26 protein-coding genes are annotated in these 23,133 nt (G+C 63.3%); 7 read left to right on the top strand and 19 right to left on the bottom strand.

Annotated features, from left to right (window positions below; genetic code table 11):
• Positions 1 to 16 precede the first annotated feature (16 nt).
• Both C8J33_RS18955 and C8J33_RS18950 read left to right on the top strand, forming a co-directional pair.
• Entirely contained in the window at positions 17 to 1,147 is a 1,131-nt protein-coding gene (locus tag C8J33_RS18955) for a sugar phosphate isomerase/epimerase family protein (RefSeq protein WP_132665027.1), read from the top strand.
• A 170-nt stretch (positions 1,148 to 1,317) separates the two neighbouring features.
• Positions 1,318 to 2,067, top strand: coding sequence for a GntR family transcriptional regulator (locus C8J33_RS18950; RefSeq protein ID WP_110729494.1), 750 nt, complete (start codon positions 1,318 to 1,320; stop codon positions 2,065 to 2,067).
• A gap of 81 nt (positions 2,068 to 2,148) precedes the next feature.
• Here C8J33_RS18950 and C8J33_RS18945 read toward each other — a convergent pair whose 3' ends face one another.
• From C8J33_RS18945 to C8J33_RS18925, 5 genes are read right to left on the bottom strand one after another with little or no spacing between them, the layout of a single operon-like run.
• Positions 2,149 to 2,985, bottom strand: a complete 837-nt coding sequence (locus C8J33_RS18945; RefSeq protein WP_110801669.1) for an ABC transporter substrate-binding protein — start codon at positions 2,983 to 2,985, stop codon at positions 2,149 to 2,151.
• A gap of 41 nt (positions 2,986 to 3,026) precedes the next feature.
• The gene (locus C8J33_RS18940) at positions 3,027 to 3,806 is read right to left on the bottom strand and encodes an amino acid ABC transporter ATP-binding protein (protein WP_110801668.1); all 780 of its coding nucleotides are present in this window, start codon (positions 3,804 to 3,806) and stop codon (positions 3,027 to 3,029) included.
• Positions 3,803 to 4,564, bottom strand: coding sequence for an amino acid ABC transporter permease (locus C8J33_RS18935; protein ID WP_110729491.1), 762 nt, complete (start codon positions 4,562 to 4,564; stop codon positions 3,803 to 3,805). The genes C8J33_RS18940 and C8J33_RS18935 overlap by 4 nt, the downstream gene beginning before the upstream one ends.
• A complete protein-coding gene (locus C8J33_RS18930; protein ID WP_110736954.1) occupies positions 4,561 to 5,268 on the bottom strand; it encodes an amino acid ABC transporter permease in 708 nt (235 codons plus the stop codon). Before C8J33_RS18930 ends, C8J33_RS18935 begins: the two co-directional genes overlap by 4 nt.
• Positions 5,265 to 6,044 carry an SDR family oxidoreductase gene (locus tag C8J33_RS18925; protein WP_110801667.1) on the bottom strand — a complete coding sequence of 260 codons (780 nt, stop codon included), beginning with the start codon at positions 6,042 to 6,044 and terminating at the stop codon, positions 5,265 to 5,267. Before C8J33_RS18925 ends, C8J33_RS18930 begins: the two co-directional genes overlap by 4 nt.
• Positions 6,045 to 6,301: 257 nt before the next feature.
• Between C8J33_RS18925 and nac the strand changes: the two genes are divergently transcribed.
• Positions 6,302 to 7,216: a nitrogen assimilation transcriptional regulator NAC gene (gene nac, locus C8J33_RS18920; RefSeq protein WP_110736957.1), complete on the top strand. Its 915-nt coding sequence runs from the start codon at positions 6,302 to 6,304 to the stop codon at positions 7,214 to 7,216.
• Between the two features lie 24 nt (positions 7,217 to 7,240).
• Here the strand turns inward: nac and C8J33_RS18915 are convergent, their stop codons facing one another.
• From C8J33_RS18915 to C8J33_RS18885, 7 genes are read right to left on the bottom strand one after another with little or no spacing between them, the layout of a single operon-like run.
• Positions 7,241 to 8,443, bottom strand: coding sequence for a pyridoxal phosphate-dependent aminotransferase (locus C8J33_RS18915; RefSeq protein WP_110801666.1), 1,203 nt, complete (start codon positions 8,441 to 8,443; stop codon positions 7,241 to 7,243).
• Positions 8,444 to 8,481: 38 nt separating this feature from the next.
• The gene (locus C8J33_RS18910) at positions 8,482 to 9,252 is read right to left on the bottom strand and encodes a 5-oxoprolinase subunit PxpA (protein ID WP_110801665.1); all 771 of its coding nucleotides are present in this window, start codon (positions 9,250 to 9,252) and stop codon (positions 8,482 to 8,484) included.
• 14 nt (positions 9,253 to 9,266) lie between these two features.
• On the bottom strand, positions 9,267 to 10,262 hold the full coding sequence (locus C8J33_RS18905) for a biotin-dependent carboxyltransferase family protein (protein WP_110801664.1): 996 nt from the start codon (positions 10,260 to 10,262) through the stop codon (positions 9,267 to 9,269).
• Entirely contained in the window at positions 10,259 to 10,954 is a 696-nt protein-coding gene (gene pxpB / locus C8J33_RS18900) for a 5-oxoprolinase subunit PxpB (protein WP_110801663.1), read from the bottom strand. The genes C8J33_RS18905 and pxpB overlap by 4 nt, the downstream gene beginning before the upstream one ends.
• A complete protein-coding gene (locus C8J33_RS18895; protein ID WP_110801662.1) occupies positions 10,951 to 11,352 on the bottom strand; it encodes an acetyl-CoA carboxylase in 402 nt (133 codons plus the stop codon). The genes pxpB and C8J33_RS18895 overlap by 4 nt, the downstream gene beginning before the upstream one ends.
• A complete protein-coding gene (locus C8J33_RS18890) occupies positions 11,349 to 12,737 on the bottom strand; it encodes an acetyl-CoA carboxylase biotin carboxylase subunit (RefSeq protein WP_110801661.1) in 1,389 nt (462 codons plus the stop codon). Before C8J33_RS18890 ends, C8J33_RS18895 begins: the two co-directional genes overlap by 4 nt.
• Positions 12,737 to 13,138: an acetyl-CoA carboxylase biotin carboxyl carrier protein gene (locus tag C8J33_RS18885; protein WP_110801660.1), complete on the bottom strand. Its 402-nt coding sequence runs from the start codon at positions 13,136 to 13,138 to the stop codon at positions 12,737 to 12,739. The genes C8J33_RS18890 and C8J33_RS18885 overlap by 1 nt, the downstream gene beginning before the upstream one ends.
• A 191-nt stretch (positions 13,139 to 13,329) precedes the next feature.
• Here C8J33_RS18885 and C8J33_RS18880 point away from each other — a divergent pair, with 191 nt between their 5' ends.
• The gene (locus C8J33_RS18880; RefSeq protein WP_110801659.1) at positions 13,330 to 14,256 is read left to right on the top strand and encodes a DMT family transporter; all 927 of its coding nucleotides are present in this window, start codon (positions 13,330 to 13,332) and stop codon (positions 14,254 to 14,256) included.
• A gap of 57 nt (positions 14,257 to 14,313) precedes the next feature.
• Here the strand turns inward: C8J33_RS18880 and C8J33_RS18875 are convergent, their stop codons facing one another.
• The 5 genes from C8J33_RS18875 to C8J33_RS18855 form a co-directional block, all read right to left on the bottom strand.
• The gene (locus tag C8J33_RS18875) at positions 14,314 to 14,988 is read right to left on the bottom strand and encodes a 4-carboxy-4-hydroxy-2-oxoadipate aldolase/oxaloacetate decarboxylase (protein WP_110729481.1); all 675 of its coding nucleotides are present in this window, start codon (positions 14,986 to 14,988) and stop codon (positions 14,314 to 14,316) included.
• 20 nt (positions 14,989 to 15,008) lie between these two features.
• Positions 15,009 to 15,740, bottom strand: a complete 732-nt coding sequence (locus C8J33_RS18870; protein WP_110801658.1) for an amino acid ABC transporter ATP-binding protein — start codon at positions 15,738 to 15,740, stop codon at positions 15,009 to 15,011.
• Positions 15,737 to 16,447, bottom strand: a complete 711-nt coding sequence (locus C8J33_RS18865) for an amino acid ABC transporter permease (protein WP_110801657.1) — start codon at positions 16,445 to 16,447, stop codon at positions 15,737 to 15,739. The genes C8J33_RS18870 and C8J33_RS18865 overlap by 4 nt, the downstream gene beginning before the upstream one ends.
• Positions 16,447 to 17,145: an amino acid ABC transporter permease gene (locus C8J33_RS18860; protein WP_110801656.1), complete on the bottom strand. Its 699-nt coding sequence runs from the start codon at positions 17,143 to 17,145 to the stop codon at positions 16,447 to 16,449. Before C8J33_RS18860 ends, C8J33_RS18865 begins: the two co-directional genes overlap by 1 nt.
• Before the next feature lie 118 nt (positions 17,146 to 17,263).
• Positions 17,264 to 18,103 carry a transporter substrate-binding domain-containing protein gene (locus C8J33_RS18855; protein ID WP_110801655.1) on the bottom strand — a complete coding sequence of 280 codons (840 nt, stop codon included), beginning with the start codon at positions 18,101 to 18,103 and terminating at the stop codon, positions 17,264 to 17,266.
• A 124-nt stretch (positions 18,104 to 18,227) separates the two neighbouring features.
• Here C8J33_RS18855 and C8J33_RS18850 point away from each other — a divergent pair, with 124 nt between their 5' ends.
• Entirely contained in the window at positions 18,228 to 19,166 is a 939-nt protein-coding gene (locus C8J33_RS18850; RefSeq protein ID WP_132665026.1) for a LysR family transcriptional regulator, read from the top strand.
• 28 nt (positions 19,167 to 19,194) lie between these two features.
• On the opposite strand, the gene C8J33_RS18845 is transcribed toward C8J33_RS18850, so the two are convergent.
• Both C8J33_RS18845 and C8J33_RS18840 read right to left on the bottom strand, forming a co-directional pair.
• Complete coding sequence (locus C8J33_RS18845) at positions 19,195 to 20,226, bottom strand: L-idonate 5-dehydrogenase (protein ID WP_110801653.1); 1,032 nt, start codon at positions 20,224 to 20,226, stop codon at positions 19,195 to 19,197.
• Positions 20,227 to 20,236: 10 nt separating this feature from the next.
• Positions 20,237 to 21,184 (bottom strand): 2-hydroxyacid dehydrogenase, encoded by a 948-nt coding sequence (locus C8J33_RS18840; RefSeq protein ID WP_132665038.1) that lies wholly within the window; start codon positions 21,182 to 21,184, stop codon positions 20,237 to 20,239.
• A 141-nt stretch (positions 21,185 to 21,325) separates the two neighbouring features.
• Between C8J33_RS18840 and C8J33_RS18835 the strand changes: the two genes are divergently transcribed.
• A complete protein-coding gene (locus C8J33_RS18835) occupies positions 21,326 to 22,084 on the top strand; it encodes an SDR family oxidoreductase (protein WP_110801652.1) in 759 nt (252 codons plus the stop codon).
• 33 nt (positions 22,085 to 22,117) lie between these two features.
• Positions 22,118 to 23,131, top strand: a complete 1,014-nt coding sequence (locus C8J33_RS18830) for a LacI family DNA-binding transcriptional regulator (RefSeq protein ID WP_110801651.1) — start codon at positions 22,118 to 22,120, stop codon at positions 23,129 to 23,131.
• The last annotated feature ends 2 nt before the right edge of the window (positions 23,132 to 23,133 follow it).

Raw genomic sequence — 23,133 nt, 5'->3', positions numbered from 1 at the left:
GAAAAGGACGTTCGACATGAAACTCGGAATCGACAGCATCAAGCTGCCCCAATCGAAGACGCGCGGACCGCTTGCCAGCCTCGACCACGTGAAGGAGCTGGGACTTGCCGGCATCTTCTTCAGCACCGCGCTGGACATGAGCCCGACGCTCGAGCCCGGCGCCCTCCGCGACATCCGCGCCAAGGCCGACGATCTCGGCCTCTACCTCGAAAGCGGCATCGGCAAGATCAACCCTTATTGCAGCGCGGAGGAGCCAGCCCTTCGGGCAGCCGGCGGTGGCGATATCATCGCCGGCTTCACCCGCATGATCGAGTCGAGCGCCGCCATCGGCTGCCTGGAACTCTGGGTCGCACCGGGCAATTTCAAGTCCGAATATCGCGGCCGGCTGGCGAACGACCGCTTTCGCACGGATGTGACTTGGCAGGACCAGCTGGACGGGATGGAAAAGGTGTTGCGGAAGCTGGCGCCGGTCGCCCGTGCCCATGGCGCGCACATGAACATCGAGACCCATGACGAGATCACGTCGTTTGAAATCCTGCGCCTGATCGAGAAAGTCGGCGAGGACTGCGTCGGCGTGGTGTTCGATACGGGGAACGGCCTGCAGCGCGGCGAGCATCCGGTCTTCGCCGCCCGCCGCCTCGCCCCGTATATCCGCCAGACGCACATCAAGGATGCCTATGTCGGGCGGGCGCCCGGCGGCCTCGATTTCCAGACCCGCCCCTGCGGCGGCGGCATCGTCGATTTCGCCACCATCCTGCCGATCCTCGCCGACGCCAACCCGGCCCTCAACCTCTCGCTCGAAGTCGCCCAATCGGTCGAGGACAAGCCGCGCCGCGCCAATCCGCGCCAGTGCATCGAGATCGACGACCCGATCTGGCGCGCCGGCCATCCCGACCTGACAGAGGACGAGCTCGCTGCCTACATGGCGATGGTGGATGCCTACGAAGTACGGGTAAAGTCGGGCGCCGTGCCGGACTGGGAGGCCTATGAAGCCAGCCGATACGGCTATCCGACCTATGAAAACCAGTCCTATGGGTTCAATGCCGCGATCGCCTTTATCCAGCAGTCGGCCGACCACATCCGCTCGATCTGCCGCGACAAGGGCATCGCCCTTGCCTCCCCCGAGGCGAAGCAGCAAGCGGCTTGATTGTCGATCCGGGTGTCGGGCCCGCAAACGGCATCCGACACCCGGAGCGATCCTTTGGATTGTGCGATATGCGCAGGAACATTCTTATGGAAAGTATTACGACATAGGGATATCTGGAACGAAGGGCGACCGTCGTTCGGAAGCCATACAGACGTGATGTGGAGACGCCCATGAGAAAGCCGCGCCGGCAAAATACGAAAGCCCCGTCGGGCACCAGCGGCGCTGTGGAAACGGCGGATACCGGCAATGACGACGTCTCGGAGCGCATCCGTAACACGCTGGCCGCCGCCATCGGCGAAGGCGCGCTGAAGCCCGGCACCAAGATTCTCGAGGAAGCGATCGCCGAGCATTTCGGCGTTAGCCGCACTGTCGTACGCGGAGCGCTCGGCGTGCTCGAAAGCGACCATCTTCTGGAGCGCAAACGCAACCGCGGAACCTTCGTCGCCGAGCCGAGCATCGAACAGGCGAAGAGCCTCTTCGAAGCTCGCCGCAAGCTGGAGCACCTTCTCCTCGACCTCGTCATCGCGCGCGCGACGACGGAGGAGCTGGATGCCCTGCAGACGCTGACGGACGAGGAAGAGCACATCCACCATCACGGCGACGAGAAGTCGAAGACCGTACTTTCCGGCAAGTTCCACATCGTGCTGGCGGAGCTTGCCGGCAACCCGGTCCTGACCGAAATGCTCGCCAAGATCGTCGCCCGCCTCTCCCTCGTCATGTCGCTCTACGAGGAAGAGCGCAAGGACGACTGCGGCGCCGACCACCACCGCCTCATCGTCGCCGCCCTGAAGGCCAAGGACCTGCGCAAAGCCCAGGACCTCATGGACCACCACCTCGCCGACATCGAAGCGCGCGTGCGACTGACCGAGGGACAGGGCGACCGGCATACGTTTCTGGCTGTGCTGGAAAGCTTTTCGTAAGCGCCCAAGCGCCTTGGCCAAAATAGCAAAACACAGGGCGCATCGGCTGCGCCCTGTGTTTTAAGCTTATCGGCATTTAGTTCAGGGAATGGGCTCGAACTTCAGCTCGCTGAGCGGCACGACCTTGTCGTTGCGGACGATCTTGTATTCCGTGTTCGGGCCGAGCCATTTGTCCCAGATCTTGCCGAGTTCGCCCGACGTGTCGAGCTTGCGAAGCACTTCGTTGATCTTGGCGGTCAGCGCGGGCTGATCCTTCTGCATGCCGACGCCGATGGGCTGGAAGATCATCGGATCCGGGATCATGCGCATCTTCTTGCCCTGGGTCTGGGACTGGTTGACGAACTTCGTCGTCGTCATGGTGTTGGCGACCATGCCGCGCGCTTTGCCCTGCTGAACGGCGAGATAGGCCGATGCCGTATCCTGGAAGGTCAGCGGCGTGGACTTGTTGAGCTTGATCGACATTTCCGAGGTCGAGCCCTTGGTGGAGGCAATGCGCTGGCCTTCGAAGTCGGCCTTCGTCTTGCCCGGATCTGCATCGGGAACGATCAGCATTTCCTTGGCGAGGTAATAGGGGTCGCTGAACTGGATCTGCTCGGCGCGGCTGAGCGTGTAGGCAAGGTTTGCAACGGTGATGTCGACGCGGCCGAGCTTGACTTCCGGCACGCGCGCTTCGACGGAGACAGGCTTCACTTCGGCCTTGACGCCGAGTTCCGTGGCGATGGCATTGCAGAGGTCGACGTCGAAGCCGGCCATTTCGCGGGTCTTCGGATCCGGCGAGGCGAAAGGCGGAACGTCGGCAAAGGTCGCACAACGCAGGGTCTTTGCAGACAGGATATCGGCGAGCTGATCGGCTTTCGCAGGGGTGGCTAGAGCCGTCGCTGCCAAAGCGAGGCCGAGTGTGATGCGTGTCAGGGTCATGCTGTTCTCCTTTGATTATTATGGGTAGAAAGTGACGTCCGTCAGTGCCGCAGGTCGGCAAGGAAGCGCTGGGCGCGCGGATGGCGGGGATGGGTGAAGAACTCTTCGGGCGTTGCCTTTTCGATGATCTCGCCGGCATCGATGAACCAGATCCGGTCTGCGACATCGCGCGCAAAGCCCATCTCGTGGGTGACGCACAGCATGGTCATGCCGTCTTTGGCGAGGCTCTTCATGACCGCGAGCACTTCGCCGACCATCTCCGGATCGAGCGCGCTTGTCGGCTCGTCGAACAGCATCACCGGGGGCTCCATCGCCAGGGCGCGGGCAATGGCGACGCGCTGCTGCTGGCCGCCGGAAAGCTGGCCCGGATAGGCAGTCGCCTTGTCGGCAAGGCCGACGCGGTCGAGCAGCAGCAAGGCCTTGTCATGGGCGACATCACGAGAGACGCCCTTCACCCGGATCGGCGACATCGAGACATTGTCGACCACGGAGAGGTGCGGAAAGAGGTTGAAGCTCTGGAAGACGAAGCCGATGCGGCTGCGCAAACGGTTGAGGTCCCGCGTTTTCATCGGCGCGTGAATGTTCTGGCCGTCGAAGGTGATCGCGCCGCTGTTGATCTCCTCCAGCCGGTTGATCGTACGGATCAGCGTCGATTTGCCGGAGCCCGAGGGGCCGCAGATGACGACGACTTCGCCGCGCGCCACTTCGACGTCGATGCCCTTGAGCACCTCATAGGTGCCGTATGTCTTGGAGACTCCGGCGATCCGGATGGCCGTCGGATCCTGTCCATTTTGCGGGCCTGTTCGATCGAGGCTTGTCATGGCTGCTCCGTTGCGATTTTGACCGGCGGCGCAACCACGGGAGCGGTGCGGCCTGCGGACAGACCGGCACGCCTGCGGGTGATGCGGCGTTCGAGACGATGGGTGGCGTGGGTCAGGCTCCAGCAGATCACGTAGTAGATCACGGCCAGAATGAGGAAGACCTGGAAGGGCTGCGTCAGAAGCTGGTTGTTCACCTGGCTCGCCGCAAAGGTCAGGTCGGGAACGTTGATGACGTAGCCGAGCGTCGTATCCTTGATGGTGGACACAAAGGTGGAGAGGATGCTCGGGATCATATTGTAGAGCGCCTGTGGCAGAATGACGAAGCGCATGGCGCCGAGGTAGCTGTGACCCAGCGCCTTCGCCGCATCCATCTGCCCGTGGCTGAGAGCGACGATGCCGCCGCGCACGACTTCGCTGAGGAAGGCGCCTTGGTAGATGACGAGCGTGGTCAGCATGGTGACGAAGCTCGGCACGTCGGCGCCGGTCATCAGCGGCACGAGGAAGTAGCTCCACAGGATCAGCATCAGCAGCGGTACGCCGCGCGTGACATAGACCAGCACGGTGACGGGCCAGCGCAGCAGCCGCCATTTGGAAAGCCGGGCGAGCGCCATAAGAATGCTGACGGGAAAGGCGAGCGCGATGCTGAGCGCCGACAGGATCAGCGTATTTGCAAGACCGCCCAGCGGGCCGTTCGGGTACTGCCCGATAAGCAGCAGCAGCCAGTAGTCCTGAAAGATCGTGACGATATCGGTGATCATGCGCGCGCCCTCCGTGAGACGTCGGTGCGCATGGTCACCACGGCGCCGGCCGCCATGATCAGCAGGGTGAAGGCCAGGTAGAGCACGGTTCCGATCACGTAGATCTCGAAGGTGCGGAAACTCAGGTTCTCGACCTCCTTCACCGCATGCGTCAGCTCGGACGCGCCGATGACGATGCCGAGACTGCTGTTCTTAAACAGGGAAACGCTGTGGTTGATCAGCGGCGGCAGGGCGTTGCGAACCCCCTGCGGCATCAGCACGTAGCGCATGGCCGAGAGATAACCGTGGCCGAGCGCGCGCGCCGCCTCCATCTGCCCGACGCTAACGGAGCGAAGACCGGAGCGCAGATCCTCGCTGAAATACGCCGCCTGGCACAGCCCAAGCCCCACCACGGCAAAGATCGCCTCGGCATTGTGGTTCGACAGCCAGAAGGTCAGCCAGTCCGGCAGCAGCGTGAAGATGCCGAAATACCAGAGCATCAGCTGCACCAGCGTCGGCACATTGCGGTGATAGGAGACATAGGCCGAAACGAAGGCGTTGCCGAAGCGGCCGGGCGAAAAGCGCAGCGCCAGCAGCAGCACGGCGAGCGTCATTGCCAATACCCAGGAGCCGATGGCGATCACGAAGGTCATCTTGATGCCTTCGATCAGCATCGCGACATAGTCCGGATTGGACAGGATCGCCGTAATATCGAACCCGCTCACGGCTTATTGTCCGACGCAGGCGCCTTGGGACGCACCGTTTCCGGACGCGCGGTCTGCAGGCCACCCATGACCTGAAGCGTCGGCGTGATTTCCATGTGGCCGATATTGACGGCGATGGGGGCAGCGATAGCAAAGGCGATGGCATCGGCGATATCGGAGGCTTCCGGCAGTTCGAAGCCGTCGATGAAGCGCTCGCGGATGGACGGATCGTCGCCATGGACATGGGCGAAGATATCGGTCGCTACGCGTCCGGGGCAGATCTCGGTGACCCTGACGCGCTTGCCGAACGCATCGATGCGCAGCTGGTTGGACAGCATGCTCACCCCGGCCTTCGTTGCGTGATAGGAGGAGTTTCCGCCGAAGTTGTAGGCGCCCGCGATGGACGAGATGTTGATCACATGGCCATTGTCCCGCGCGACCATGCCCGGCACGACCATGCGGCAGAGATGCAGGACGGCGCGAAGGTTGACGTCGACCAGAAGATCGATGTCGGCTTCGTCGGCTTCCAGAAACTTCTTCGGCCTGTCGACGCCGGCATTGTTGACGAGAATGTCGAATTCGGTTTCGGCGGTCAGCCGGGCGAGCGCAGCGCGGTCCGTGACGTCGATGACATGCGGGATGCATCCCGTCTTCGCGGCAAGCGCCTTCAGCGGCTCGGCGCTGCGCGCCAGCGCATGCACCTCGATGTTCTCACGGCACAGCCGCTCCACGACGGCGGCGCCGATGCCCGACGAAGCGCCGGTGACAAGGGCTGTCCTGTAGTCGGAAAATGACATGTTTATTCCCCTTCACCGTCTGTTTTTTTCACAGTAACGAAACTGTCCGATGCTGAATAAGACCGATTATCTCTGGAGCAATAAGCAAGCCTTATGGTGATCATAAAATAAGCAGAGCGCTCCGGGCTACGCTTGCAAATGCAGCAGAATGTGCGTGCAATGCACAATGAGACGATCTGCTAAGTGATGGATTTGGCTTTGAAATATCAGGGCCGGATTGTAGAGTGGCGGCAAGTGGGGCGATCTGTGGGCAGAACGTGGATATCAGGCGTTTAAAATCTTTCATCGTCATCGTGGATACCGGCAGCATCACGCGGGCAGCTGATATCCTTCACGTTGCCCAGCCGGCCCTCAGCCAGCAGCTGGCCTCGCTGGAGGAGCACTTTGGCCAGAAGCTGTTGCTGCGCAGCCAGCAGGGCGTGAGCATGACGGATGCGGGCCATGCCGTGTATCGCCATGCGCAAATTATCCTGCGGCAGATGGACCAGGCCCAGGCCGATGCCTCCGCCGCCGGCAATTCGCTTGCGGGGCGCGTATCCGTCGGCCTCGTGCCCTTCAGCAGTGCGGCGACGCTGTCGGTCGATCTGCTGGCGGAAACACGCAAGCGGCATCCCGGCATTCTCCTGCATCTGACGGAGAGCGTCGGGCAGACCTACAGCCAGATGATCATGACCGGCCGCCTGGAGATGGCGCTGATCCATGGCGTTGGACCGCTCAAGGGCGTGAAATTCGAGCCGATCCTCAGCGAGGAATTCTTCCTCGTCGCGCATCCGAACTTCGCCATCGAGGCGGACGAGAAGCCCATTGCCGTCGCGGCGCTGGACGGCCTGCCCTTGCTGATGCCGCCGGCCTACAACTTCGTGCGTCGCGCGGTCGATACTGCCTTTACCCGCAGCCGGGTCAATCTGAAGGTCGTGGGCGAGGTAGAGATCGTGCGCACACTGACCCGCGCCGTCAGCGCCGGTCTCGGCGCGACGATCATGCCGAAGGCGATTGCGGACCGGATCGTGACCGAGTCCGGCGAGCCGCTGGTCTGCCGCATGGTGACGCCGCGCATCGAGGAAACGCTGTCGCTCTGCGTGGCGGATGGGATGTCGCTGTCCGAGCCCGCAACGGCGGTGCGGGATATCCTGCTGGAACTCACCGCGCGGCTGAAACTGCCGCGCGGCTGACCTTCGGCATCAGCGAAGACCGTTTTAGCGGAGATCGGCGCAGAACTGCGAAAGCCGGGCGCAGGCTTCATCCAGCTTCTCCATGCTGGTGGCATAGGAGATGCGGAAAAACGGGCTCATGCCGTAGGCCGCACCCTGAACGGTCGCGACGTGATGTTCCTCGACCAGTGCCATGACGAAGTCGGTGTCCGTCTCGATTTTGCGGCCGCCCTTCGATGTCCTGCCGAGCAGGCCGGCGATGTTGGGGAAGATATAGAACGCGCCTTCCGGCTTGTGGCACCGGATACCGTCGATCTCCGCCAGTTTGCCGAGCACGAAATCGCGCCGCTGCTTATAGATGGCGGCGCGCTCCTTCAAGAGATCCTGCGGTCCGTCGAGCACAGCGACGGCTGCGGCCTGCACGACGGTCGCGGTGCCCCCGCCGTTCTGGCCGTTGACGTTGCTGATCGCCTTGATCAGATCCTTCGGACCACCGCAGAAGCCGAGCCGCCAACCGGTCATGGCATAGGCCTTGGATGCGCCGTTCATGGTCAGGACCCGGTCGTAAAGACGGGGCTCGACCTCGGCGATCGTGCAGAATTCGAAACCGTCATAGATCAGATGTTCGTAGATATCGTCGGTCATGATCCAGACGTCGGGATGGCGCAGCATCACCTCGGCGATCGCCTTCATTTCCTCCCGCGAGCAGGCAGCGCCTGTCGGATTGTTGGGGAAGTTGAGAAAGAGCCACTTGGTGCGGGGGGTGATCGCCGCTTCCAGATCCTCCGGCCGGATCTTGAACCCAGTCTGCTGCGGGCAGGCAACGGGCACCGGCACGGCGCCGGCAAAGCGGACGATATCGGCGTAGCTGATCCAGGACGGCGTGGGAATGACCACCTCGTCGCCGGGATTGCAGGTGGCGAGAATGGCGTTGAAGATCACCTGCTTGCCGCCGCCGCAGACGACGATCTGGCTGGCATCGTAGTCGAGATTGTTGTCGCGCTTGAACTTTCGCGAGATCGCAGCCTTCAGCGCCGGCGTCCCATCCATCGACGGGTACTTCGTGTCGCCCGCGAGCGCTGCGGCATGGGCCGCTTCGGTCGCGTGGGCGGGCGTCGGAAAATCCGGCTCGCCGGCCGACAGGCTGATGACGCCAATCCCTTGTGCTGCGAGATCGCGCGCGCGCTGGGTCATGGCGGCGGACGCGGAGATGGAAACGTGCTTGAGGCGGTCGGCAATGGCGGGCATCGGGGTTGCGCTTTCGGTCTTTGTGGTTGGGGTCCGGATCAGGATTCGACGATCTGAGACGCCGGGGCGATGGTCGCGCCGCTGGCCTCGATCTCGCTGCGGACGATCCGCGCGAGGTCGAGAGACCCGGGCGTATCGCTATGGACGAGGATGGAGCGTGCCGGCATGGCCAGCGTCGCGCCATCAATGGTGGTGACGGTGCCGTGCCGGAGGAACTGGCGAACGCGGGCGCGAAGCGCGTCCTCCTGCTTGATGACGGCGCCCGGCAGGCCGCGTGCAACCAGCTTGCCCTCCGCATCGTAGGCCCGGTCGGCAAGGAACAGCAGCAGCGTCTTCAGCCCGGCACGCGCGGCAGCTGTCGCGATGACGCTGTCCGGCATGGCAAAGACGATGAGGTTCGGATCGACGGTGCGGACGGCGTCCATGATAAGGTCGGCGAGCACGGGATCGCGATTGACCATATTGCCCATGGCAGCGTGGAAGCTGATATGCGCGACGGGCACGCCCTCCCCTTTCGCGACCGCCGTCAGTGCGCCGAGCTGATAGAGCATTTGCTGGCGCAGCTCGTCGTGCGACGAGGGAATCTCGCGGCGGCCGAAGCCGAGCCTGTCCGGCAGACCTGGATGCGCACCGACGCCGACGCCGTTCGCCTTGGCAAGCCGCACCATCCGCGCCATCGTTTCGGGATCGCCGGCATGAAAACCGCAGGCGATATTGGCGGAGGAAACGACCTGCATCAGGGCTTCGTCGTCGCACAGACTGTACGGACCGAAGCCCTCGCCCATATCGGAATTTATGTCGACCTTCACGGGTTTACCTCCTGTCATCGGCCTGCCATCGCCTTCAACGCCCGCCCGACTTGTCTCGCGGTGGTTTCGACGTCGCCGATATAGGTGGCAATCGCCTGGTCGAGCATCCGCGCCTCCGCATGCGTCGCGCGCACGAAGCGCAGACGGGTGCCGATACGCGCCTGGCCCAGCCGCCAGAGATCGGCCTCGACGATGCCGGCGATCTTCGGATATCCGCCCGCCGTATTGGCATCGCTCATCTGCACGATGGGCTCGCCGCCGGGCGGCACCTGAACGACACCTGCGACGATGCCGTGGGAGCGCATCTCGACCGGTTCCGTCAGACGGATGGGATTGCCCGAAAGGCGGTAGCCCGTCCGGTCGCTCTGCGCGGAGATCTTCCAGTCCTCGGTCCAGAATCGCTCGGCATCCGCCCCGAACAGATCGTGTTCGCCGGCCGGCAGCGCCCGGATCAGCAAGGCGCCGTTTTCGGCCACAGGGAAGAGAGACGCCATTTCGCGCAGGGGAGGCACCACGCCGAAGCCGCCCGCGGGGAGGACATCGGCAGCCGGAGACCCCAGCCGAAGCACGTCGCCCTTGCGCAGCGCGCGACCGTCATTGCCCCCGAATGCACCGCGCAATGAGGTGCTGCGCGAGCCCATGACCGGCGCGACATCGACGCCACCCTCGAAGGCCACATAGGCGCGGGCCGACGTTTTCGACGGCAGGATTTCAAGGATCTGGCCGGCGTCTGCAATCTGCATCCACCAGGGCGGAAGGGTTTCCCCGTCAAGCGCCGCGGAGCCGCCGCCTGTGACGGAGAACGCAGTATTCTGCTCAAAACGGATCCGCACGGGAAATGTCTGGAGTTCGACCGCCGCGGCTCCCGCATCGTTGCCGACCAGCAGATTGGCGATCGTCAATGCCAGCGGGTCCATCGCTCCGCTCACCGTGACGCCGATGTCGCGGTAGCCCGGCCGGCCGAGGTCCTGGATTGTGTTCAGCGGCCCGGTGTCGACGATCTCGATCACAGCTCGATCCTTTCAGGGAGAAAGCGCACGATATCGCCCGGCGCCATCAGGGCGGGCACCTCTGCTGCGGGGTCGAACATCGGCAGGTCGGCAAAGCCGATCGAATTCCAGCCATTCGGCCCGGTCAGAACGGCAACGCCCGTCTGCATGCCACCGATGGTGACGCAGCCCTTTTCCATCCGGAGAGACGGCACGGTCTTGCGCGGCATATGGAGGCGCGGATCGAGCCCATGCAGGTAGCCGAAGCCCGGCGCGCTACCAAGCGCAAACACCGTATAGGTGCCCTCATGGTGCAGCCGCACGACTTCCTTGTCGGCAAGGCCGCAAAGATCGCAGAGGGCTGCCAGATCGGTCGCATGCGCGCCGCCGTAATGCACGGGAATGTCGATCGTCTTGCCTTTGATGTCGATACTTTCGGCGCGTTCCCAGGCGTCGAGCAGCCTAGATATCACGCTGTCGGGGTCTTCCGGCACGGCCTTGAAAACAGCCAGCAGATTGGTCATGCCCGGCACGGTTTCGATCACGTCGGGCCACTGCCGCACGGTCTGCGTCAGCGCCCAGATCCGGCGTTGCGCGGCAAGGTCGAACTCGCCCGGCGCATCGAGCAGGAACGCCCGCGCGCCGATGGCCGAGATCTTGGGTCGCGACCGGATCAGCGGTCGGCTGGCAAGGGAGGTGGCTGCGCGGCTCATGGGTGTGCCTCGATGTCGAACAGGGGGTCGCCGAAGCCGACAAGGGTATCTGCAACGACAAGGCACCGCGTGACGGTGCAGGCTTTCGAGGCCCTGACGGGCACCAGCACCGGCCCGATGCGCAGGCAGGCAAGAATGTCTCCGGCACGAACGGTTCGCGGCAGTTCGCTCGGGATCGTATCGAGGTCGAAGATACCGGCCATTGGCGCGGTGATGATATCGGCTGCTGATGCATGGCCGGCATGGGGGCGCACCGTCGCGCGCGGGGTCTTCCCCTCTACGACCAGCCGCAGCGTGCGCGACGACTGCTCGATCTCGATGCCGTCCACGCCGGCGGCCGTCAGGGCGGCGGCAAGCGCGTCGAGGAGGGCGGGATCGGTGAAGTCCAGCTTGCTCATGCGGCGCTCCGCTGCTTCAACCATTTCTCGAGATAGTGAATGTCCGTGCCCCCGGCCGCAAAGCCGGCATCGTCGAACAGCGCGCGCAACAGCGGCAGGTTGGTGGCGATGCCGTCGATGCGCGTCTGGGCAAGCGCGCTACGCATGGCGGCAATGGCCTCCGTCCGGCTCGGCGCATGCACGATCAGCTTGCCGATCAGCGAGTCGTAATAGGGCGGCACCTTGTAGCCGGCATGGACATGCGTATCGACCCGGATACCGGGGCCGGATGGCAGGGCGATGCCGGTGATGGTGCCGGCTGCGGCCAGAAACGTTTCGGGGTCTTCCGCATTGATGCGGCATTCGAAGGCATGCCCTTCGGTCGCCACATCCCCCTGCCCCAGCGACAGCGGTTCGCCCTGCGCCACTCGGATCTGCGCCTGTACGATGTCGATGCCTGCCGTCATCTCGGTCACGGGATGCTCGACCTGAAGCCGGGTGTTCATCTCGATGAAGAAGAACTCCCCTTCCTCATAGAGAAACTCGAAGGTGCCGACGCCGCGATAGCCGATCAGCCGGCAGGCGGTGAGGCAGGCTTCGGCGACGGGGCCGATGCGTTCCGGCGCGATACCTGGCGCGGGGGCCTCCTCCACCACCTTCTGGTGGCGGCGCTGCATGGAGCAATCGCGGTGCCCGAGCCAGATGGCGTTGCCGTGCACGTCGCAAAGAACCTGTATTTCGATATGGCGCGGATGCTGGAGGAATTTCTCCATGTAGAGCGCCGGGCTGCCGAATGCCTGCCGCGCTTCCTCGCGGGTCAGCGACACCGCCTCCTGCAGATGTCCCGCCTCGTGCACCACGCGCATGCCGCGCCCGCCGCCGCCGCCGGCCGCCTTGACGATTACCGGATAGCCGATCTCGGCGGCAATGGCCTGGACTGCGGCCGGATCGTCCGGAAGGGCCGTATCGGGGCCAGGAACGCATGGGACACCGGCCGCCATCATCGCTGACTTCGCGGCGATCTTGTCGCCCATGGTCGAAATCGAGGCGGCGGTCGGGCCGATGAAGACCATCCCGGCCGTCTCGATAGCATTGGAAAAAGCAGCATTCTCGGACAGAAAGCCGTAACCTGGGTGAATGGCGCCGGCACCCGTCAGGCGCGCCGCCAGCAGGATCGCATCCTGATTGAGATAGCTCTTGCCGGCGCTTGCCGGGCCTATGCAAAGGAACCTGTCTGCCAGCGCACCGTATTGCGCGTCCCGGTCGGCCTGCGAGCAGATCATGACCGTCTTCAGGCCCAGATCCTTGCAGGCCCGGAGCACCCGCAGCGCGATTTCGCCGCGATTGGCGATGAGGACGGTATCGAAGCTGCGTGCTTCCTGCGCGTTTGTAGCGTCCCCGGACATCAGGCGATCTCCGCCAGCAGGTCGCCCGCCTCGATCTCGGCACCATCCACGCCCGCGAGCCTTACGATACGACCTGCGCACGGCGCGGCAATGCTGTTGAAGACCTTCATGGCCTCGATGATGAACAGCGTCTGGCCGGCCTCGACGATATCGCCAACGGCGACGAACGGCTTCTCGCCGGGTGCCGATGCGGCGTGCAAAATTCCGAAGATCGGCGCGGTCACCTGCGTCGAGCCGGCCTCTTCCGCGGCCGCGGCAGGCCCGGCAACCGGGCCGGCGGTTTCGCCCGTCGTCTTCGTCCGGAAGATCCGGACCGTCGTATCCTTCTCGCTTACCGTGAGTTCGGTGATGTCGGATTGGCCGACGAAGTCGATCAGGGTTTTGATTTTCGAGAGGTCCATTCGCCACCTGTTTGCAAGGTCCCGGTTCGCTGACAGACGCGGCGAAGGGCGCCATTCTTGCTACATCAGCGGTGGGGCGATGGGGTCAGACGAAGTTTTGATGGAGCGCCTTTCCGGTTTCCGTCCGAGACGGTTCGTGGTGAATGGCGACAGGGAGGCCAGTTCGGGAGGTTTGGCGACGGTGAATAGTAATGAACCCCGGAAAAGGCATTCTGCTCAAACTTCTGGCAGCCCTCTGCGCGACCTTGATGGCGGCGAGCGTGAAGGGGCTGAATGGTGAGATTCCGACAGGGGAAGTCGTGTTCTTCCGGTCTGTCGGCGCGCTCCTCCCCTTGGGCATCTGGCTCGGGCTACAGGGAAACCTTGTTGCCCTCACCCGCACGAAGCATTTTAGCGGGCACCTCGTCCGCAGCATCTCCGGCACCGGCGGCATGTTCTTCGGCTATCTCGCGCTTGCCTATCTGCCGCTCGCGGACGCGACGGCGCTAAGCTACGCGGCACCGCTCTTCACCGTCATCCTTGCAGCCTTGCTTCTGGGCGAGGTCGTCCGGGTCTACCGCTGGACGTCGGTCGCGGTCGGCTTTACCGGCGTGCTGGTGATGCTGGCGCCGCATCTCGATATATTCAAAGCTGACGTCATCGGCATGGGCATGCTGCTCGGCAGTGCGGCGGGGCTCGTTGCGGCGTTCTTCTCCGCGGTTTCCTCGGTGCAGATCCGTCACCTCGCAAAGACCGAACAGCCGGGCGCCATCGTGCTCTATTTTTCTCTCGTCACCACTGTCATCGGCCTGGCGACGGCTGTCTTCGGTTGGACGATGCCGAGCGTCACGCAGCTTTGTCTCCTGCTCGCCGCCGGCATTTCCGGCGGTATGGCACAGATCTTGATCACGTTGAGCCTGCGCCATGCGCAAGCCTCGCTGCTTGCTCCGTTCGAATATTCGACGCTGATCTGGTCCGTGGTCATCGGCTATCTCGCCTTCGGCCAGTTACCTGTTATCACCACGATCACGGGCGGCGTCATCGTTGCTGCAGCCGGTCTATTCGCCGTATGGCGCGAGAGCCGGCTGCAGCGGAGCTTGCAGATGACGGAGACGGCGCTGGCCGCCGCCGAGGCCTGATACCAAGTGTCGTCGATAGGAACCTATAGGTTTCTGTCATCGACACTTGGTATGAGATTAGATATCCGACCGGAAGCCCTTGGCTTTCAACACCGGTTCCAGATTGCTGACCTCAATCACCGATTTGCCTGCCTTGTAGGCGGCGATATAGCCGGCTTCGGCGTCTTCGCGCTCCTGCGAAAGCTTCGCCACCGCCTGCGCCTCGCCACGACGGACGACCACCAGCCCGTCGGCATCGCCGACGATGATGTCGCCGGGATAGATCAGTTCGTCGCCGACGATGATCGGATCGTTGACCGAGGTCAGCGTTTCCTTGACCGTGCCCTTGATGCAGACGCTGAGCGAGAACACGGGAAAGCCGAGATCGCGGAGCTGCAGCGTATCGCGCACGCCGGTATCGGTCACGAGGCCGCCGATGCCCTTGGCAAGGCAGGCATTGGCCAGCACGTCGCCGAAGGAGCCGGCCTCCTCGTACGCGCCGCCGGAGACGACGATGATATCGCCCGGGCTCGCATAGTTGATCGCCAGCTGCAGCATGACATTGTCGCGCGGTGCGCTTTTCACGGTAAAGGCCGGTCCGCACAGCTTCATGCGGTAATCGACCGGCTTGATGCGCGAGGACAGGGCGCCACGACGCCCCTGAGCCTCATGGATGGTTGCCGGCGAGAAGGGCGAAAGCGCCTTGATGTCTTCCGCGCTCGGACGCTCCGGGATTTGCTTGATATGGATCATGATCGGATCTTTCGACTGTTTCAGTGATTGCGGTGGATGGAGGAGAGGAAGCCCCGCACGTCGGGATGCGCCTCTTGCGAGAAGAACAGGTCAGGGCTGGCGTCGAACGTCAGTCGCCCGCTTTTGAGGAACCAGATGCGGTCGGCCACCTCGCGGGCGAAGCCCATTTCGTGGGTGACGCACATCAGCGTGATGCCGCCGGCGGAAAGCTCGCGCAGCAGCTTCAGCACCTCGCCAACCATTTCCGGATCGAGCGCGCTGGTCGGCTCGTCGAGGATCAGGATCTCGGGCTTGAGGATCAGCGAACGGGCAATGGCCACCCGCTGCGCCTGCCCGCCCGAGATATCGGCCGGCAGCGACTGCGCCCGATCGGCAAGGCCGACCCGTTCCAGCATCAGCATGGCCGTCGGCAGCGCCTGTCTGCGCGACTGCCCGCGAAGGCGACGCAGCGGCAGCATTACGTTGTCAACGACCGTCAGGTGCGGAAACAGGTTAAACTGCTGGAAGACGAAGCCGATGCCCGAGCGCAACGTATTCACATCGACGGACTTCTCGTGGATATCGCGCCCGGCGACCGTGATCCGTCCCGACTGGATCGGCTCCAGCCGGTTGACCGTGCGCACCAGCGTGGACTTGCCCGAACCCGAGGGACCACAGAGCACGATGGTCGTGCCTTTCTCGACCGTGGCCGAGACATCGTGGATGACCTGCAGCGCGCCATAGCGCTTGGAGACGCTGTGAAACTCGATCATGCCACGGCCCCCACGACGACCCGGCCGGTTCGCCGGTTGGAAATGCGCCGTTCCAGCACGCCCGTTGCCTGGCTCAGCGCAAAGCAGAGAACGAAATAGGTGGCGGCGAGAATGCCGAAGATCTGCAAGGGCTTGGTGACCTCGTTCGAGTTCACCTGAAGCATGGCATAAGAGAGTTCCGGCACGGCGATGATCGAGCCTAGCGAGGATTCCTTGATGATCGTCGTCAACTGGTTGACGATGCCGGGGATGACGTTGAACAGCGCCTGCGGCAACAGGATGCGGAACGTCGTCGGGATGTAACCGAGACCGAGCGCTTCGGCCGCTTCCATCTGCCCCTTGGGCAGACCTTCGATGCCGGAAGCGATGATCTCGCCGAGATAGGCTGTCTGATAGATGACGATGGCGATGATCAGCGTATAGGTCGCATCGATCGGTATGCCGATGACGACGGGAAGCGCAAAATAGGCCCAGAAGATCAACATCAGCAGCGGAATGGCGCGCACGCAGTGCACGAAGCCGCTGGCCAGTCTTTTCAGAGGCTTGTTTTTTCCCGTCCGGGCGAGCGCGATGAGAATGGCGCAGGGAAACGTCACGATCAGGCTGACGAAGGAGATGATGAGCGTCATCGCCAGACCGCCGAGCTTGCCGTGCGGATACTCGCCGATGAGAAGGAGAACGCCGTATTCCTGAAGGATATCCAGCATCACTTGACCCTCAGCCGGTAGCGTGAGGACAGAACCGACGAGGCCCACATGATCGCAAACGAAATCACCATGTAGATCGCGGTGACGACGCCGTAGGCCTCGAAGATCCGGAAGGATTGCTCCTCGACATAGCGTGCCTGATAGCTGAGTTCCGCCACGCCGATACCGGCGGCAAGGCTGGTGCCCTTGAACAGGATCAGCGTCTGGCCGAGCAGGGCCGGCAGCGCCAGCCGCCAGGCCTGCGGCAGGATCACCCATTTCATCGCGCCGAGATAGGTAAGACCGATGGCGCGGGCGGCTTCCATCTGCGCCGGATGGATGGAGCGAAGCCCGCTGCGGAAATCCTCCGACATATAGGCCGCCTTGTTCAGCGCCAGCGCCACGATGGCGTAACCGATCTCGGCACCGACATCGTTGAGGTAGTCGTTGACGACATCCGGCAGCACCACGGCGAAGCCGAAGTACCAGACGAACAGCTGGATCAGGATCGGTACGTTGCGGTGATACTCGACGAAGGCTGCGACCAGAAACTGCGTCGGCCGGAATTCGATGGCCCGCACCACCGTCAGGAAGATTGCGAGGATCAGCCCCAGTACCCAGGAAATGACGAAGAGAACCATCGTCGTCTGGAGCCCTTGCAGAATGAGACCGAAGTACTCGCCCTGCAGAACCTTTCTGAAATCAAGCTGATAGCCCATAGGAAAAACGTCTCGCCTGGGACAGGACACACGCTTCCACGCGCATCACCGTCGCCGTCCTGACCTGTGGGACGGTTCCGCGCCGGAAGGCCGCGGAACCGTCAATGCCGATGATGTCTCAGTTTGTGAACCAGGTTTCCTGCGGCTTGCCGAATTCGAATTTCCGGGTCGCCTTCAGGTCGCTGTCCTTGCCCAGCCACTTGTCGTAGAGGGCCTGTCCCTCGCCGGATGTTTCCAGCGATGCGAGAAAGGCATTCGTCGCCTTGACGAGTTCCGGCGATCCCTTGCGGAACGCGAAGCCGGACGGCATGGACAGGAGCGGCTCATCGAGGAAACGGAGCTTGTTGATATCCGCCCCGGCATTGCGCTCGACCGCCTTGCCTTCGGAGTAGCGATAGACCGTCGCCTTTACCTTACCCTGCTGCAGGGCGAGGAACGAAGCGGCGCTCGTCTCGAAGGAAAGAACACGGGCGTCCGGAAGCCGCTTCTCTGTGATCGGGATCAGCACCGAGCCCTTGACGAGGCCGATGCGCTGGCCTGCGAGATCGTCCACCGTCTTGATGTCCGACTTATCGAGGACGACGAAGTTGAAGTCTTCGGCGATGTAGGCACCGCTGAAATCGACCTGTTCGGCACGTTGCTTGCTGTAGCTGAGCAGCGACGCCAGGATATCGACGCGTCCCTGCGTCAGCTCCGCCATGCGGGTCTGGGGAGAAACGGCGGTGAGCTTCGCCGTAACGCCGAGCGATTTTGCAAGTTTCTGGCAAATCTCGATTTCGTAGCCGGCAGGCTCGCGTGTCTTCACATCCTGGAAACCGAGCGGCGGCGAATTGGTCAGCACGCCGCAGTTCAGGGTTCCCGCCGCCTTGATATCGTCGAGCAGTTCCGCCTTCGCTGTCGTGGATAGTGAGGCTGCGCCGACAAAGATGACGGCCCCCAGAATTTGCTTCATGTTCATATCGATCCTCCCCAACAGCGCATCCTCTCGCTGGTGGAAAACATTTACCGATTGCCGGGCATTCGAACAAATATATATTGAGCATAATAGATATATGCATTCGATATGGACTGGGCATGAGACGATGACGCTCGATCTTTTGAAGATGCGGTATTTCAGCAAGATCGCGGAACTCGGTTCGTTTACCCGCGCAGCCGGTGAACTGGGTGTCGCGCAGCCGGCGTTGAGTTCGCACATGCGGGCACTGGAGGAGCAGCTTGGGGTTCTGCTGCTCAACAGGACGCCGCGCGGCGTGACGGCGACGGCGGCCGGCCAGACGCTGCTGACCCACGCCCAGGCGATCCTCAGGGCCGTCGATCAGGCGGAGATCGCGACGAAGGAACAGGCAAAACATCCGAGCGGCGACGTGTCGCTGGGCATTCTCGGCTCGATCAGCCCGATCCTCGGCATTCCCGTCATCGAAGCGTGCGCGCAGCGCTTTCCCAAGGTGCGACTGACGATCAGCGAGGGGGACAGCCAGGCGCTGCGCGTCGGGGTGGACACGAAGCTCTACGATCTCGCCGTCACCCTCGAGGGCGTTGCCAAGCCGGCCGCCATCCCTTTGTTCGATGAGGTGCTGTTTGCCGTCGGCGCAAACGGGCAGTTTGCGCACGGTGAAACGCTGACGATCGAAAAGGCGCTCGGACTACCGCTGATCCTGCCCACGCGCAGACACGGGATTCGCATTCTTCTCGAACGACAGGCGCTGATGCTCGGGCGCGAGATCAATATCATCCGGGAAATCGAAGGCGTGGCGAGCACGAAGGCCGCCATCCGTGCCGGACTGGGCGTCACGATCCTCGGGCGTGGTGCCATCTACGCCGATCACGAGAACGAACGCCTGTCGACCGCGACACTGGTGAAGCCCGGCCTCCAGCGCCGGCTCGTTCTCGACATGCCGGTCAACCATCCGCCCAGCCGGGCCGTCATCGAGGTCCGTAACATCGTTCTCTCGGTCGTGGAGAGGCTGGGGGCCGAGGGTCACTGGAGTTGGACGGGCAGTACATCAGGGAAAGGCCGGTAACGAGGGCCGGCCTTTCCCTGGCCGCACGTCAGGAAAACACGATCTGCGCCTTCATCGCTCGGCTGCGGTCGGAGGCGATGTCGAAGGCGGAGAGAGCATCATCGAGCGGAACGGTGTGCGTGATCAACGGCTTGACGTCGATCAAGCCCTTGCGCATCAGCGCGACGCCCGTGGCAAACTCCTCGTGGAAGCGGAACGAGCCACGCAGGTCCAGCTCCTTGGCGGTGATCACCGTCATCGGCAGGGTCATGTCGCCGCCTAGGCCGAGCTGGACGATGATGCCGCGCGGACGCAGGGCGGGAATGGCGCCGAGCAACGCCGGTGCAGCCCCCGAGCATTCGTAGAGAATGTCGAACGTGCCTTTGTCCACCGCGTAAGGCGCCAGCGCATCGGGTTCGCTTGCCGTATTGATCGTACGGTCGGCGCCGGCTGATTTTGCCATCGCGAGCGTGAAGTCGGAAAGGTCGATCGCCACGATCTCCGCGGCACCGGCACGCCGCGCAGCCAGGATCGACAACACGCCGATCGGTCCGCAGCCAGTGACGAGCACCCGCTTGCCGAGCAGGTCTCCCGCCCGGCGCGTCGCATGCAAGACCACCGCCAGCGGCTCCGCCATGGCCGCTTCGCCGGGCGACAGATCGCCGGCGGGAACGCACTGGTAGGCGTCCGCAACGAGGGTCTCGCGGAAGGCGCCCTGAATATGCGGAAACGGCATGGCGCTGCCGTAGAAACGCATGTTCAGGCACTGATTGTGCAGGCCTTGCTGGCAATATTTGCACGTACGGCACGGCCTGGATGGCGACACGGCGACGAGGTCTCCGATCTCCAGCCCGTCAACGCCTTCGCCCAGAGCCTCGACATAGGCGGAAACTTCATGACCGAGGATCATCGGCTGCTTCAGACGCACCGCGCCGAAGCCGCCGTGATGATAGTAGTGCAGGTCGCTGCCGCAGATGCCGCCGGTGGCAAGCCGCAGCCGGACCTCGCCGGGACCGGCCTGCTCGTCCGCCGTCTCCTCGATGCGGAGATCCTTTGCGGCATGGGCGATAATGGCTTTCATGATAACAACCTCACAGGACCGGCGTTGGGAGCGGCGCGCCGGCAAAGTGCGCCTGCAGATTGTCGCGAACCAGCTGCCCCATCGCCTTGCGGGTCTCGATGGTGCCCGAAGCGTGGTGCGGCTGGAGGAGGACGTTGTCGAGCGCCAGGAAGCGCGGATTGAGCGCGGGCTCGCCCTCGAACACGTCGAGTGCCGCCGAGCCGAGCGTTCCCTGTTCCAAGGCGTCGAGCAGCGCCTCCTCGTCGATGTTGGACGCACGGGAGATGTTGATCAGCATTCCATTCTCCCCAAGTGCCGCGATGACCTCGCGGCCGACGATGTGGCGCGTGGCGGCAGAGGCCGCCAGCGTGACGAACAGGAAATCCACGTCCCGCGCGAGCGCGACGGGATCGGCCACGAATGTCAGGCCATCGGCCTCAGGCTTGGGCCGGGTGCTGCTGTAGGAGATCTGCATATCGAAGCCCTTCAGCCGTTTTGCGACCTCCAGGCCGATGCGGCCGAGGCCGAGGATGCCCGCACGACGGCCCCAGACCCGGCGGCGCAGGGGATAGAGACCCCGCCCGGCCCAGCTTCCATCCCGCACCCAGGTTTCCGCACCGATCACGCCGCGCGACTGGCAGAGCATCATGGCGACGCCGAGATCAGCCACGTCTTTGGTCAGCACGTCCGGCGTGTTGGTCACGCGGATGCCCCGTTCCCGGCAGGCGGCGAGATCGACCGCATCGTAACCGACGCCATAGACGGAGATGACCTCGAGGTTCGGACACGCCTCGATCATGGCGCGGCTGGCGCCCAGTTCGCCACGCGTCGCGATGCCCCGGATGTCGGGCCCGATCTCGGCCAGAAAGGCCTGCTTATCCGCCGCCTCGAAATAGCGATGGACCGCAAACGCGGCGTTCAGGGGAGTCTCGTCCCATTCCGGATAGGGACCGACCTGAAGGATATGCGGTTTTGTCATCATGGCTCTCGCGTTCGGGGCTTTCGTGCTAAGGGCCCGTATGTTCAGGGCCCGCATGTCCAGGGAATGGCTTGACAGGATATGTTATCGATAACATAAACGGAGCCAGAAGACTTTGTCGAGAGACATCAGGAGAAAAACATGTCGCTACGGCTGTTCGACCTTTCCGGGAAACGGGCTCTGATCACCGGATCGTCACAAGGGATCGGCCTTGCGCTTGCCCATGGCCTGCAGGCCGCCGGCGCGCATATCGTGCTCAACGGGCGCGATGCGGGGAAGCTTTCGGCAGCGGCAGCGCAATTCGAAACGCCGGTCGACCATCTCGCCTTCGACGCCACCGATCATCAGGCGGCGCGCGTGGCGGTGGATCGGTTCGAGGCGGATGTTGGCCCCATCGATATCCTGGTCAACAATGCCGGCATGCAGTATCGCACGCCGCTGGAAGAGTTCCCGGCCGACGCCTTCGAGAGGCTGCTGCGCACCAACGTGTCGAGCGTCTTCAATGTTGGCCAGGCCGTTGCCCGCCACATGATCGCGCGGGGTGCCGGCAAGATCATCAACATCGCGAGCGTCCAGACGGCGCTCGCCCGCCCCGGTATCGCGCCCTATACCGCGACCAAGGGTGCCGTCGGCAATCTGACGAAGGGCATGGCGACAGACTGGGCGAAGTACGGCCTGCAGTGCAATGCCATCGCGCCCGGTTATTTCGACACGCCGCTGAACGCCGCGCTCGTCGCCGACGAGACGTTTTCGACATGGCTGGAAAAGCGCACGCCGGCTGGTCGCTGGGGCAAGGTCGAAGAGCTGGTCGGCGCCTGCATCTTCCTTGCATCCGGCGCATCGTCCTTCGTCAACGGCCATATCCTCTATGTGGATGGTGGCATCACCGCCTCGCTGTGACATGCGCCCGTGCCTGAAGATAAGCCTTTTCCCATGAGTTCGGATCGGAAATCGCCGACGATGAGCGACGTCGCTCGCAAGGCTGGCGTTTCCGCCATGACGGTTTCGCGCGCTCTGAAGGCCGATAGCGTCATCAGCCCGGAGACCCGCAGCGCCATCTTAACCGCGGCCGAGGAACTCGGTTACATCTTCCATGCGACGGCCTCAAACCTTCGTTCGCAGAAGACGGATTTCGTCGCGGTCACGATCCCGTCGATCAACAACGCGAACTTTGCCGATACGGTCGCAGGCCTGTCGGAAATCCTGTCCGGCCGAAACATGCAGACACTGCTCGGCTATACGAATTACGACATGGACGTCGAGGAACAACTGATCGAGCAGCTGCTGCGGCGCAATCCTCAGGCAATCGTCGTCACGGGCGGGCGACATACGCCGCGCGCACGCCGGCTGCTGGAGAATGCCCGGATCCCGGTGGTCGAGACCTGGGACGTACCGGACCAGCCGATCGGCCATTATGTGGGGTTCTCGAACGCCGATGCCGTGCGCGCCATGGTCGATCATTTCGTTTCGGTCGGCTACAAGCGGATCGCGTTTATCGGCGGCGACCAAGGGCGGGACACGCGCGGAAGCGACCGGCGGCGCGGCTTTGTCGCGGCCATGAAAGCGCATGGGCACGACGACATTCGCCTGATAGCGGCCGGCGCACCGCCGATTTCCATGCGGGAAGGCGCCGATGCCATGGCGCGGCTTCTGCAGGAGTACCCAGATACGGAGGTTGTTATCTGCGTCTCCGACCTCTCCGCCTTCGGCGCCCTCACGGAGTGCCAGAGGCGCGGTATCGTCGTACCCGACCAGATCGCCATCGGTGGCTTCGGCAACTACGAAATTTCCGGTGTCTGCGTCCCCTCGCTTACGACAATCGATGCGCATTCGCGTGAGATAGGCCGGCGCACCGGCAGTCTTATTCTCGATCTCCTCAATGGAGCCTCCGGCTCGATGCAGGTCAACATCGAGCCCGGGCTGATCATCCGACAAAGCAGCCTCTGAAT

The sequence above is a fragment of the Rhizobium sp. PP-CC-3G-465 genome, assembly GCF_004343445.1.
Lineage (GTDB): Bacteria > Pseudomonadota > Alphaproteobacteria > Rhizobiales > Rhizobiaceae > Ferranicluibacter > Ferranicluibacter rubi.
The sequence above is the reverse complement of the archived record's forward strand: the minus strand, read 5'-3'. Positions and strand labels throughout refer to the sequence as shown.